The organism is Streptomyces sp. UNOC14_S4, from assembly GCF_020740835.1.
Classification (GTDB): Bacteria; Actinomycetota; Actinomycetes; order Streptomycetales; family Streptomycetaceae; genus Streptomyces.
The window spans coordinates 1-12473 of sequence record NZ_JAINFC010000200.1 but is presented as its reverse complement, the minus strand read 5'-3'; the positions used below and the strand labels follow the sequence as shown (position 1 = coordinate 12473).

The 12473-nt window shown below is 71.2% G+C and carries 10 protein-coding genes and 1 pseudogene; 7 read left to right on the top strand and 4 right to left on the bottom strand.

Annotated features, from left to right (window positions below):
* Nucleotides 1–125: 125 nt before the first annotated feature.
* Together K6I34_RS19085 and K6I34_RS19080 are read right to left on the bottom strand one after the other, a co-directional pair.
* Nucleotides 126–584 (bottom strand): hypothetical protein, encoded by a 459-nt coding sequence (locus K6I34_RS19085; protein ID WP_229327492.1) that lies wholly within the window; start codon nucleotides 582–584, stop codon nucleotides 126–128.
* On the bottom strand, nucleotides 584–1198 hold the full coding sequence (locus K6I34_RS19080; RefSeq protein ID WP_229327491.1) for a hypothetical protein: 615 nt from the start codon (nucleotides 1196–1198) through the stop codon (nucleotides 584–586). Before K6I34_RS19080 ends, K6I34_RS19085 begins: the two co-directional genes overlap by 1 nt.
* 262 nt (nucleotides 1199–1460) lie before the next feature.
* Between K6I34_RS19080 and K6I34_RS19075 the strand changes: the two genes are divergently transcribed.
* The 7 genes from K6I34_RS19075 (at nucleotide 1461) to K6I34_RS19050 (ending at nucleotide 10229) form a co-directional block, all read left to right on the top strand.
* Nucleotides 1461–2459, top strand: a complete 999-nt coding sequence (locus tag K6I34_RS19075; protein WP_229327494.1) for an NAD(P)H-dependent glycerol-3-phosphate dehydrogenase — start codon at nucleotides 1461–1463, stop codon at nucleotides 2457–2459.
* Nucleotides 2460–2792: 333 nt separating this feature from the next.
* Nucleotides 2793–3605, top strand: a complete 813-nt coding sequence (locus K6I34_RS19070; RefSeq protein ID WP_229327490.1) for an SDR family NAD(P)-dependent oxidoreductase — start codon at nucleotides 2793–2795, stop codon at nucleotides 3603–3605.
* Between the two features lie 38 nt (nucleotides 3606–3643).
* The gene (locus K6I34_RS38915) at nucleotides 3644–3718 is read left to right on the top strand and encodes a 50S ribosomal protein bL37 (protein ID WP_374230963.1); all 75 of its coding nucleotides are present in this window, start codon (nucleotides 3644–3646) and stop codon (nucleotides 3716–3718) included.
* A 151-nt stretch (nucleotides 3719–3869) separates the two neighbouring features.
* Nucleotides 3870–4688 (top strand): GNAT family N-acetyltransferase, encoded by an 819-nt coding sequence (locus tag K6I34_RS38675; RefSeq protein ID WP_229327489.1) that lies wholly within the window; start codon nucleotides 3870–3872, stop codon nucleotides 4686–4688.
* A 96-nt stretch (nucleotides 4689–4784) separates the two neighbouring features.
* On the top strand, nucleotides 4785–7250 hold the full coding sequence (locus K6I34_RS19060; protein ID WP_229327488.1) for a DUF4118 domain-containing protein: 2466 nt from the start codon (nucleotides 4785–4787) through the stop codon (nucleotides 7248–7250).
* A 95-nt stretch (nucleotides 7251–7345) separates the two neighbouring features.
* Nucleotides 7346–8083 (top strand): DUF4118 domain-containing protein, encoded by a 738-nt coding sequence (locus K6I34_RS19055; RefSeq protein ID WP_229327487.1) that lies wholly within the window; start codon nucleotides 7346–7348, stop codon nucleotides 8081–8083.
* A gap of 133 nt (nucleotides 8084–8216) precedes the next feature.
* Nucleotides 8217–10229, top strand: a complete 2013-nt coding sequence (locus K6I34_RS19050) for an APC family permease (RefSeq protein WP_238489295.1) — start codon at nucleotides 8217–8219, stop codon at nucleotides 10227–10229.
* Between the two features lie 10 nt (nucleotides 10230–10239).
* Here K6I34_RS19050 and K6I34_RS19045 read toward each other — a convergent pair whose 3' ends face one another.
* Together K6I34_RS19045 and K6I34_RS19040 are read right to left on the bottom strand one after the other, a co-directional pair.
* Nucleotides 10240–11901 carry an APC family permease gene (locus K6I34_RS19045; protein WP_238489293.1) on the bottom strand — a complete coding sequence of 554 codons (1662 nt, stop codon included), beginning with the start codon at nucleotides 11899–11901 and terminating at the stop codon, nucleotides 10240–10242.
* 271 nt (nucleotides 11902–12172) lie between these two features.
* Nucleotides 12173–12473: pseudogene (locus K6I34_RS19040) on the bottom strand (hypothetical protein); the annotation flags it as partial.

Here is a 12473-nt window from a genome sequence, read left to right as displayed (position 1 = left end):
GCATCTCGCGGATGTTCTCTCGATCTGTGGATATGGAACCGTAGGAAGTCCCATCGTCCCAGTTCAAGGGGCATCCGCGTCTTCATGTCCAGGCCCTGGACCGGTCATCGCTCGGTGGATCAAGGCTAAGGGCGACGCCCGATGTTGACAGCGACCGGTGGCGGCAATAGCGGAACGGGCATGAGAGCCACAGCAAACACCACTTGCACACCAATCTGGATGTACAGGATGAGGTGGGTGCCCACGAGCAGTAGGGGCCACACCGGGAGCAGGAGCAGGCCCGCCACCAGCGCCCTGAACTCCTTCGAGCCCATTTTTTTGCGAAGGAGTCCAGCGATCAAGATGATGACAATGGACGGCAGTCCGATCATCACCAGCATGGTGAGTCCGGCGCCCGCGTAGTAGAGCAGCGAATCCCCGAACGAGCTGTGCTCAAATGAGCTCGACAAGGATTTCAGTGGCCGTGGCCCTGTGAGCGCTATGAGCAACCAGCCCAAGGCGAAGACGAGGACATAGGAGATAACGCACCGCATGATTCGGCGTATGCATTTTCCTGGTTCGCGATACTCGGCTATCGCAGTCATCAGCGGCATCCTCCGGCGCAACGCCCGTCATTCCACGACCGGTTGATGTTCGAGGTATTGATGGGCGGGAAGGGTATCTTCAGAGGCGCAGAGTCGAGCCCGTGCTCGTTGTCCATTCTGTCGCGGGCTATCACTTTCGGCCCTCCGTTTCGAGGGTATTGGACAACTTCCATGTCAGGGTAGGCGTCACCGCGACGGCTGACGCTGACCGATGAGCGGTTTGTCGAGATGGATATGTCGTTGTCGACTGCGAAGAGGGGGAAGCTGCTGTTCACTCCGTGAAGCCCCAGCTTCAGCCCTGCGGAGGACGAGCCACGTGTATTGAGTACGTTGTTGCCCCCGAGCGTGTCGCTCGAACGCGCGTTGAGTTCGATGTCGTCCGCCTTGAGCATCCTGGACGGGAGGTCTCGCCGCCCGAACCGCGCCTTCATGTAGTCACTGAAGTACTGAGGCGAAGTATGGGACGCGGCGACGGTGAAGGACACCTGACCGGTAGCGGTATCCCAGAACAGCACCATTCGGTACTCATCGTCAGGATCCTCGGAGAAGCCTCGGTCGTCTCCCATGAGCATGCCGAGCATGGCCGTCGGGGTGTGGATGAAGAATCTCATCATGATGATCCCTCGGTCGGGACCGCGCCCCACGTTGAACGACGCCCGTTTGTATCCCTTCGGCTTGCTGCCGAACCCGACCCGGCTGGCTCCTTTGGTAGGAGGGAGCCTCGTTCCCGCCCCAGCTTCCCGTGGACTGGCTGGCGCAGCTGTCGCAGCCGTCCCCATAGTACTCGTCGTCCCTGTTGAGGCTCGCTGACGAGAGCTGATCGCTACCCTGACGGGCATATCGAAGGGTGAGCGGAGAACCGGAGGGCTGCACATGATGACTCGGGCGAGCGTGTTCGGCGCCGGTTCCTGGGGGACCGCCGTGGCCATGATCCTCGCTGATGCGGGATGCCGGGTCACCATGTGGGCGCGCCGCCGGGAAGTGGCGGAGGCCATCACCACCGGCCACACCAATCCCGAGTATTTTCCCGACGTCGCGCTTCCTCCGGCCATCACCGCGACGACGGATGCGGCTGCCGCGGCCGAGGACGCCGACATCGCGGTGCTCGCCGTCACCGCGCAGACTCTCCGTGACAATCTCGCCCACTGGGGGTCTCTGCTCGGCGACGAGGCGGTGCTGCTGTCGCTGATGAAGGGCATCGAGGTCGGTACAGGTCTGCGCATGACCGAGATCATCGCCGAGACGACGAAGGCCGCGCCGGAGCGGATCGTCGTGCTCACCGGCCCCAACCTTGCCCGGGAGATCACCGCCCGGCAGCCCGCCGCCGCCGTCATCGCATGCCCCGACCAGGCCGTCGCCACTCGGCTTCAAAACGTGTGCCGCACGCCGTACTTCCGCCCGTACACGAGCACGGATGTGGTGGGCTGCGAGCTCGGCGGGGCGGTGAAGAACGTCATCGCGCTGGCGGTGGGCATCGCCGACGGTATGGGCCTGGGCAACAACGCCAAGGGGGCGCTGGTCACCCGCGGCCTGGCGGAGACCACGCGCCTCGGCCGGGCGATGGGAGCCGATCCCCTCACCTTCGCCGGGCTCGCCGGCATGGGCGATCTCGTGGCCACCTGCGCCTCCCCGCTCTCCCGTAATCACACCTTCGGCGCCGCCCTCGGACGCGGCCTGAACTTCACCGAGGCGGCTACCGCTGCGAAGCACACGGCGGAGGGCGTCACGTCCTGCGTGTCCGTGCTGGACCTCGCCCGCCGCCACGGCGTCGAAATGCCGATCACCGAGACGGTCGTCGGCATCATCCACGACGGCACGTCACCCCACGCCGCGCTCGGGGAACTGATGGCCCGTTCGGCGACATCCGAACGCTGAACCGGGGCTGTGGCCGCACCGGGTGGAGTTGTCCCAGCTGTCCGTCGCCCCGCACCGCCGAGTCAGGGAGGCGTCAAGGTTCCCGCGCGTCGCTTGAACCCGGGGGCCCCGTCTCATTCGATATCCCCTGTGAACAGCCGTCTGCGCCATGACGACCGGCCGCCTCATCGGGCGACGTCCGGTTCCGCAGGCTGTTCCCTCTCGGCGCGCTGACGCGCCGTTCCCGTAAACGCGGCCGCATACGCATTCGCAGCCGCACCCACCATCACGGCACCCCGCTTCCGTAACAGCGAAAGCGCTGCCGCAACGAACCCGTTCCCGGAGTGGATCACCATGTCTTCTGTCGTCCCGCCCACCCCCCGGACCGTGCTGGTCACCGGCGCCACCTCCGGCATCGGGTGGGAGACCGCCCGGCTGCTCGCGGGACGGGGTGACACGGTCGTCGTCCACGCCCCTGACCAGGCGTCCGGTGACGACGCCGTCGCCCGCCTGGTGGCGGCGGGCGCCGACACCCTGCGGCTGCGCCTCGTCGTCGCGGACTTCTCGCGGCTCGACGAGGTGCGGGCCATGGCCGCCCGTGTCGCCGAGGAGTACCCGGTGCTGGACGTCCTCGTCAACAACGCGGCCTGCGTCGCCCCCGAGCGGCACACGATGACCGCCGACGGCAACGAACTCTCGCTCCAGGTCAACTTCCTGGCCGCCTACCTTCTCACCCACGAGCTCTCGGGCCCGCTGAGCGCGCGCCCCGGCAGCCGGGTGGTCAACGTGTCCTCCTCGACGCACCGCACCGCGTCCATCTCCTGGAGCGACCCGCACCGGGCCAAGCGCTACTCCCGCCTCGCGGCGTACGCCCAGTCCCAGCTCGCCCTGACGATCTTCGCCCGCGAGCAGGCGCCCTGGACCTCGGTCAGCGTGCACCCCGGCGTCTGTGACACGGCCCTGATGCCGCTGTACGCGAACCAGGGCGAGTCCGCCGCCGAAGGAGCCGAGCGGGTGGCGCGCCTGTGCGACCCCGCCGCCGAGCTCGTCCCGGGCGCCTACTACGACGGCACCGCGCCCGCCCCGGCCGCACCGGTCGCGCAGGAGGACCGCACGGTCCGCCGACTGTGCAAGCTCGCGGACCAGTTGGTCGCGAAGGCTGTTTGAAACCCGCACACCACACCCCCGAAAGAAGGAATTCCCGGATGTCCAAGCGCGCTCGCAAGAAGAAGGCACGCCGCAAGAAGGCCGCCAACCACGGTAAGAAGGCCAACGCCTGACATAGCGTCACCGACACTCGAACGGGTGGCGGGAGCCAGGATAGGGACGGCTCCCCGCCACCCGTTGCCCGTACGCACCCAGTGCACCACTCACGCCTCACGCCTCACGCACAGCCTCGCGTACAACCTCACGTACAAACGGAGCGGTTCCGTGATCGAGTTTCCTGGTTCCGCCGCCCCGGCCGCCGGGCCGTGGGCGACAGTCCCGTTCTGGTTCGCCTCCGGCCACCCGGGCCTCGGAGTGCTCCCGGAACACGTACGGTCCACCGGGCACGGCCGCTGGTGGGCCGACCACCCGGTCCGGCCCCGCGCGGCCGCCGTGTCCTGCGCGGGGCACGTCATCCTGGGCGGCGACCCGCGGCTGACCCGGCCGGGAGACCTGACGCCGCTCGCCCACAGCTGGATCGCGGCCCCCGACCGCTTCCTGCCCCTCCTCGGCGCCGCGTTCGAGCGGATCGTGCCGTGGGAACGCATGATCTGGGTCCACGACAGCCACGTCCCCGCCATCCCTGCCGTACGCGTCCCGCCCGGCGTGACCGTACGCCGCCTCACTCCCCGGGACGCCGAGGCCGTCCAGGAGCTCGGGCCCGAACTCGCCTGGATCGCCGGGAGCTGGGGCGGCCCGCACGGTCTCGCCGCCTGCGGACGCACCCGGGCCGCCTTCCACGGCACCCGGCTGCTCTCCCTCGCCTGCACGTACTACACCGGCAGCCGGTACGAGGACGTCGCCGTCGTCACCCGCCCCGAGGGCCGGGGGCGGGGCCTCGCCGCCGCCTGCGTCCGCGCCCTGTGCACCGACATCACCGCCCGCGGCCGCACCGCCACCTGGACCTGTTCCCGCGACAACCACCCCAGCCGCGGCCTGGCCGAGGCGACCGGCTTCCGGCTGTACCGCGAGTACGTGCACTACGCGGTCGGCGCCCCGGCCCACGACGGCGGGCGGCAGCCGCGGCGGCCCGCGCTGAGGTGAGGCTCCCGCCGCGTCGGCCCCCCGCACGCTCCGCCGCCGGAGCACCATGGAAGCGGAGACCATCCGGTCACCGACGATCCCCGGGGGAGCCCGCCCATGGCAGCGCGCGGAAGACTGCGGATCTACCTCGGGGCCGCACCCGGGGTGGGGAAGACCTACGCCATGCTCCGGGAGGGCAGACGGCTGCGGGACCAGGGCACGGACGTCGTCGTCGGGTTCGCCGAGCCGCACGGGCGACGGCTGACGGCGGCGATGGCGGAGGGCCTCGAAACACTGCCGCGCCGCACCATGCTCCACCGGGAGGCGCGCTTCACCGAGATGGACCTGGACGCGCTCCTCGCCCGCGCCCCCCAGGTCGCGCTCGTGGACGAACTGGCCCACACCAACGTGCCCGGCAGCCGCAACGCCAAGCGCTGGCAGGACGTCGAGGAACTCCTCGACGCCGGGATCGACGTCGTCACCACCCTCAACGTCCAGCACCTGGAGTCCCTCAACGACGTGGTCGAGCAGATCACCGGGGTCAGACAGCGCGAGAGACTCCCCGACGAGGTGGCCCGGCGCGCCGACCAGATCGAACTCGTCGACCTCCCGCCCGAGGTGCTGCGCCGCCGTCTGACGCACGGTGACATCTATCCGGCGGACCGCATCGAGGCCGCCCTCACCCACTACTTCCGGGTCGGCAACCTCACCGCGCTCCGCGAGCTGGCCCTCCTCTGGCTCGCCGACCGGGTGGAGGAAGGGCTCCAGCGCTACCGCGCGGAGCACGGCATCGCCGCCCCGTGGGAGACCCGCGAACGCATCCTGGTCGGCCTCACCGGGGGCACGGAGGGCGAGACCCTCGTCCGCCGCGCCGCCCGCATCACCGCGCGCACCCCGGGCAGCGAGCTGCTGGCCCTCCATGTCGTCCCCGGCGACGCGCTCGCGGGCGGCGACCCCGCGGCCCTGGCCGGCCAGCGCTCGCTCGTGGAGTCCCTGGGCGGCAGCTACCACCAGACCACCGGCGACGACGTCGTCCAGGCGCTGCTGGAGTTCGCGCGGGCGGAGAACGTCACCCAGATCGTCCTCGGCGCCAGCCGCCGCGGCCGCTTCTCCTCCCTGCTGCGGGAGGGCGTCGGGCGGCGTACGATCCTCGCCTCCGGCCCCATCGACGTGCACATCGTCACCCACGAGGCCGCGGCGGGCTCCACCGCCCCCGGGCCGCCGCGCCGCTCCCGCCGCCACGGCATCGGCCGCGCCCGCGCCTGGCTCACGCTGGCCGGGGCCGCCGTGGCCCTGACCGCCCTGACCTTCGCCCTGACCGCGCTCCGCGACCGCCTCGGCCTCTCCGGCGATCTGCTCCTCTACCTCTTCGTCGTCGTGGTGACCGCCCTCGTCGGCGGACTGTGGCCCGCCCTGGTCACCGCCGTGGCGGCGGGGCTGCTCGCCGACTACTACTGCACCGTGCCCCGGCACTCCCTCGCCGTCGCCCGCCTCGGCGACGTCCTCGCCCTGGCCGTCTTCGTCGCCGTCGCCTGCCTCGTCGGCACGGCCGCGGGCACGGCCGCGCGCCGTACGTACGAGGCGTCGCGCGCCACCTCCGAGGCCCGGGCGCTGGGCAGGCTCGCGACCGCCATGATGCACGGCGAGGACCTTCCGGCACTCGTCGAGCAGATCCGGGAGAACTTCGGCCTCATGGCCGTCTCCTTCCTCGAACGGGACGCGGCATCCGGCGCCCGGCCCCGCTGGTTCGTCGTCGCCAGCGCCGGGCCCCGGCCGCCGGAACGGCCCTACGACGCCGATGTGGAGTGCCCCGTCGACGATGCGCTGACCCTGGCCGCCCGCGGCCACGGGCTGAGCGCCGACGACCGCCGCATCCTCGCCGCGTGCGCCGCGCAGCTCGGCGTCGCGTACGCCCAGGGCGCGCTCTCCCGGCAGGCGGCCGAGACCGGCACCCTGGCGGCCGCCGAACGCTCCCGCACCTCCGTGCTCGTCGCGGCCGTCCGCGACCTGCGCGCCTGCCTGGACGCGGCGGCCGCGGCGCTCACCCCGCCCGCCGGGGACACCGGCCCCGGCACCCGCGCGCTCGCCTCCGCGCGGACGGCCGTGGCGCGCGCCGGACAGCTCGTCACCGACCTCGACGACCTCGCCCGGCTGCACGCAGGGGCGCTCGACCTCCACCTCCGCCCCGTCGACGTGGGCGAGGCGCTCACCACGGCCCTGGACGACCTGGGGCCCGGCGGCCACACGATCCGGCTCTCCCTGCCGGAGGAACTTCCCGACGTCATCGCCGACGCCGCCCTCCTCACCCGCGTGTTCACCGCCCTCGCGGCCGACGCGCTCCGGCACGGCCCGGCCGGGCGCTCGCCCGCCCTCACGGCCGAGGTGCTGGCCGACCGGCTCGCCGTGTGCCTGGCCGACGGCGCGGACGGCCCCGGTCCGGTGCCCGCCGACCGGGCCGGGAGCCTGCCGCTGCGGCTCTCCCGGGACCTCGCCGAGGCCATGGGCGGCACCCTGGAGACCACGACGGCCCCCGGCTTCGCGGTGACTCTCACCCTGCCGACCGCCGCGCACGGCCGGAGGTGAGCCTTCGGAGCCCGCCCGGCGCGGGTTCTGTCGCGGCAGGCCCCGGAGAGGCATCCTGGACACGGGACCCGCGGATGTCTGGAGGTGTCCGGCACATGCCCGAATTCGTGCGGGAGCACAGGGACCGCATCGCGCTCGTGGCCGCGCTCCTGGGGCCGCTCGCCGTGGCGGCGGTGCTCGTGCCGCTGCGCGACACCCTGTCGAACACCGATGTCGCGCTCGTCCTGGTCGTCATCGTCGTGGCCGTCTCCGCGAACGGCCACCGGCCCGCCGGAGTGCTCTCGGCGGTGTCCGCCGCGGCCTGGTTCGACTTCTTCTTCACCCGGCCGTACGAGCGGTTCGCCATCACCAAGTCCTCCGACATCAGGACCGCCGTCCTGCTGCTGCTCGTGGGCATCGCCGTCTCGCAGCTCGCCGCGCGGGCCCGGCGCCTCCAGGTCGTCGCCATCACGGACGCCGGGTATCTCGCGCGCCTCCACACCACCGCCGACCTGGCGCAGTCCGCGAAGTCGAGTGCCTCCGTCGTCGACCACGTGCGCGGCGAACTCGTCGACCTGCTCCAGCTCAAGGAGTGCCGCTTCGAGTACGGCACGCTGCTCGGCCACCCGCCCCGGCTGGAGCCGGACGGCTCCGTGGTGGTGGGGCGCAGGACGTGGGACGTCGAGCAGCACGGGTTCCCCGACGAGGAGATCGAGCTGCGGACGTTCGCGAACGGACGCTTCCTCGGGCGCTTCATGCTGCGTCCCACGCCCGGGGCGACGCCGCCGCTCCAGGCGCGGCTCGTGGCGGTGACGCTGGCCGACCAGGTGGGGGCGGCGCTCGCGAAGTCATAGGGTGCCGAGTCGGTGATCCCTCGTCGGCGTGTGGCGAGGGCGAATATCACCGAACTCTGCACATATCCGACATACCATCAAAACCGTGCTCAACCTGACAGGTCTGCTCAAGCGGCTCGCCATCGGACCCGCCATGCGGAGTGAGGAGCTGCACGAGACGCTGCTCCCGAAGCGGCTCGCGCTGCCGATCTTCGCTTCCGACCCGCTGTCGTCCGTCGCCTACGCCACGCAGGAGATCCTGCTGGTGCTGACGCTCGGCGGCCTGGCGTATCTGCACTTCACGCCGTGGATCGCGGCGGCGGTCGTGGGGCTGATGGCCGTGGTGGTGCTCTCGTACCGCCAAGTGGTGCACGCCTATCCGAGCGGTGGCGGCTCGTACGAGGTGGTGTCGACGAACCTGGGCGACGCCGCGGGACTCGTCGTGGCCGCCTCGCTGCTGGTCGACTATGTGATGACGGTGGCCGTGTCCGTCGCCTCCGGCGTGGACAACATCATCTCGGCGGTGCCCGAACTGGCGGACCACCGGGTGGCGATGGCGCTCGTCTTCGTCGCCTGCCTCACCGCGGTGAACCTGCGGGGTGTGCGCGAGTCCGGGCGGGCCTTCGCCGCGCCGACCTATCTGTTCATCGCCGGGGTGCTGATCATGGTCGGCACGGGGCTGGTCCGCTGGCTGCTGGGGCACGCGCCGCTGTCGGAGAGCGCGTCGTTCGGGGTCACCCCGAAGCCCGCGGACGCGGGGCTGGCGGGCTTCGCCCTGGTCATGCTGTGCCTGCGGGCCTTCTCCAGCGGCTGTACGGCGCTGACCGGCGTGGAGGCGATCTCCAACGGCGTACCGGCCTTCCGCAAGCCCAAGTCGAAGAACGCGGCGAGCACCATGGCCGTCATGGGCATCATCGCCGTGGCGATGTTCGTGGGCGTCACGGCGCTCGCGCTGATCACCAAGGTGCACATCACCGAGGACGCGTGCCGACTCACGGGACTGCCGGGCGCGTGCGGCTCGTACACCCAGCGCACGGTCATCGCGCAGCTCGCGGCGGCCGTGCTCGGCGGCGAGCACAGCGTCGGCTTCTACTACATCCAGGCCGCGACCGCCCTGGTGCTGGTGCTGGCCGCGAACACGGCGTTCAACGGCTTCCCGCTGCTCGCGTCGATCCTCGCGCAGCACCGCTACCTGCCCCGGCAGCTGCACAACCGCGGGGACCGGCTCGCCTTCTCCAACGGCATCCTCGCGCTGGCGATCACGGCGGGCCTGCTGCTGTGGTTCTACAAGGCGGACGTCACCAGCCTGATCCACCTCTACATCCTGGGCGTCTTCACGTCCTTCACGCTCTCCCAGACCGGCATGGTCCGGCACTGGAACCGGGAGCTGCACACGACGGACGACGCGGAGACGCGCCGCCGCGGCCGGGTGGCGCGGGTCATCAACGCGGTGGGCGCGGTGGTCACCGGGCTGGTGCTGGTGATCGTGCTGGCCACCAAGTTCACCCAGGGCGCCTGGCTGGCGGTCGTCGCCGCGGTGGTGCTGTGGGTGATGATGCGCGGGATCCGCCGCCACTACGACGCCACGGCGGCCGAGCTCGCGGTGGCCGACCCGCGCACGGAACTCGTCCGGCCGTCGCGGGTGCACGGCATCGTGCTGCTGTCCACCCTCCACAAACCGACGCTGCGGGCACTCGCGTACGCCCGTGCCATCCGGCCCGACGAGCTCGAGGCCCTCACCGTGGCCGTGGACCGGGAGGAGACCGCCGAGCTGGAGCGGCAGTGGGCCGAGCTCGACCTGGACATGCCGCTCAAGGTGATCGACTCGCCGTACCGGGAGATCACCCGCCCGGTCGTCGAGTACGTGCGCTCCATCCGGCGCACGAGCCCCCGGGACGTGGTCGCCGTGTTCATCCCCGAGTACGTGGTGGGCCACTGGTGGGAGCAGTTGCTGCACAACCAGTCCGCCCTGTGGCTCAAGAGCAGGCTGCTGTTCACGCCCGGGGTGATGGTGACGAGCGTGCCCTGGCAGCTGACCTCGTCCTTGCGGGCCGACCACCCCGCCCGCCGTGCCCCGGGCGCCACGCGCCGCGGCGAGCCCGCCCCGGGAACGCAACGGCCCGTCACCCATGGCACGGAGCCGGGTGACGGGCCGAAGGCCGACTGAGGCAGTGAGGCTACGAGCGCGCCTCGGCGGGCTCGGGCTCCCGCTGTCCGGGCACGGCCGCCGGGGCGGACGCGTCGAGGACCGGGTCGGGGGCCGGGAGGCCCGCCTCGTGGGCGCGGACGCCGGAGCGCACCGCCCAGAAGTAGAAGCCCACGGCCGAGACGCCCACCAGCGCGATGTCGAGGCCGCCCGGGATCACGCCGTGGCCGCCGAACTCCTCGCTGCCCAGCGCGGACAGCAGGCCGAGCCACAGCAGGAAGCAGACCATCCACCAGGCGGGAGCGAACTGGCGGCGCAGGTCCCGCTCGCCCTTGCGGCGCAGCACCAGCGCGGCGATGGGCACCGAGACCAGGGTGAGCACCGCGACCTTGCCGGTGTTGGGCCACTTCGACCAGTACAGGGCGCAGGCGGCGAAGGCGAAGATGATGGGGCAGAGCACTCCGGCGGCGGGGAGCCTGAAGGGGCGGGGCAGCTGCGGCTTCGTCTTACGGAAGACGCCGACGGCGATCGGGCCCATGAGGTACGAGACGACCATCGCGGCGGAGACGACGCTCGCGAGCGCCTCCCAGCTGTGGCCGATGGTGAGCAGCAGCAGGACGGAGAAGCCCAGGTTCAGCCACATGGCGGGGCGGGCGACGCCGTAGCGGGGGTGGACCTCGGCGAGCTTCTTGGGGAAGAAGCCGGTGTCGGCGAGGTTCTGCGCGAGGTACGCGGCGGAGGCCACGTTGCCGATGTTGGCACCGTTCGGCGAGATGAAGGCGCCGAACTGGAGCATGGTGACGACCCAGTGCAGCATCAGCAGCTTGGCGAGGTCGGCGAAGGGCGAGGCGAAGTTGATGCCGCTCCAGCCGCCGGCCTCGGCGAGCTTCTCCGGGGGGACGGCGCCGAGGAAGGCGACCTGGAGGGCCAGGTAGATCACCAGGCCCAGGGAGAGGGCGCCGACGAGGGCGAGCGGGATGGCCCGGCCGGGGTTCTTGGCGTTGCCGCCGAGGTTGACGACGGCCTGGAAGCCGTTGAAGGCGAAGACGACGCCGGAGGCCGTGACGGCGGTGAGCACGGCGCTCCAGCCGTTGGGGGCGAAGCCACCGTTGCTGCTGAAGTTGCTCGTGTGGAAGCCGGAGGCGATGAGCGCGATCACGGCGAGGACCGGGATGGCGAACTTCACCAGCGTGAGGATGTTGTTCGCGCGGGCGAGCAGCGCGACGGACCAGTAGCAGGCCAGCCACAGGGCGAAGGTCAGGAAGAGGGCCATCGCCATGCCGGTGCCGGAGAGGTGGCCGTCGGAGACCAGGTCCCGCGCCCAGCCGAAGCTCCACGAGGCCATGTACTGGGTGCCCGCGATGGCCTCGATGGGGATCAGCGAGGCCGTCGCGATCCACACGGCCCAGCCGGTGACGAAGCCCAGCACCGGGCCGTGCGAGATCGAGCCGAAGCGGGCCATGGCGCCCGGCAGCGGGTACGCGGCGCCGACCTCCGCGTATGTCATGGCGATCATGCCGATGAAGATCGCGCCGATCACCCAGGCCACGAGGGCCGCGGGCCCGGCGACCTGGGCCGCCTGGCCGGCTCCGAAGAGCCAGCCGGAGCCGAAGATCGACCCCAGTCCGATCATGATCAGGGCGAAGAGGCTCAGGCCTTTCCGATTGCCCGCGCTCACATCCACGATGTGCATTCCGTTCTGCCTGGAGACAAGGACAGCAGGCCCCTATGCGCGGCTCCGGCGCACGGCCGCCATGTCCCGTTTCATCGGCTCACGGAGCGGACACCGGGTTGCATGCGACGGACCCCGAAGGAATTCGATCAGCAAGTGTCCTGGACTCGGTGTCGGCAGGATGATCGAGAGCGCAATAGCGGTTCCGGACATCCTACGGCAACGGCCGGAGGCAGATGTAACCCGTCGGTAACCTGACCGACATATTCCGCCCTGCCCCGCCATGCTTCCGTCATGCGGGCAGGACCCGGCGGATGAGCGCCGCCAGATGCGCCGGATGTGCTGATTCGTCATAGATGTCCAGCTCCGTGGGAGCGGCCGGAAGAGGCTCCGGCGCCACCCGCAGCAGGGACCAGGTGTGCTGGTCCCGGTGGAAGGACCACTCCTCGCCGCGGTGGATGAGACGGATCTCGCACCGGCAGCCGGGCCCGGCGCCGTGGACCGGATGGTGGTCGACGAGGGTCGCGCCGGGGCCGAGCAGGTCGGCGACCCGGGCGAGGGTCTCGTGCGGGTCGGCGGGCAGGGGGTGGGGC

Bases quoted from the DNA above. Each gene is read 5' to 3' on its own strand.
- K6I34_RS19080 (WP_229327491.1), bottom strand. From the start codon at position 1,198: ATGATGAGATTCTTCATCCACACCCCGACGGCCATGCTCGGCATGCTC.
- K6I34_RS19075 (WP_229327494.1), top strand. From the start codon at position 1,461: ATGACTCGGGCGAGCGTGTTCGGCGCCGGTTCCTGGGGGACCGCCGTG.
- K6I34_RS19060 (WP_229327488.1), top strand. From the start codon at position 4,785: ATGGCAGCGCGCGGAAGACTGCGGATCTACCTCGGGGCCGCACCCGGG.
- K6I34_RS19050 (WP_238489295.1), top strand. From the start codon at position 8,217: ATGCGGAGTGAGGAGCTGCACGAGACGCTGCTCCCGAAGCGGCTCGCG.
- K6I34_RS19085 (WP_229327492.1), bottom strand. From the start codon at position 584: ATGACTGCGATAGCCGAGTATCGCGAACCAGGAAAATGCATACGCCGA.
- K6I34_RS19055 (WP_229327487.1), top strand. From the start codon at position 7,346: ATGCCCGAATTCGTGCGGGAGCACAGGGACCGCATCGCGCTCGTGGCC.
- K6I34_RS19070 (WP_229327490.1), top strand. From the start codon at position 2,793: ATGTCTTCTGTCGTCCCGCCCACCCCCCGGACCGTGCTGGTCACCGGC.
- K6I34_RS19045 (WP_238489293.1), bottom strand. From the start codon at position 11,901: ATGCACATCGTGGATGTGAGCGCGGGCAATCGGAAAGGCCTGAGCCTC.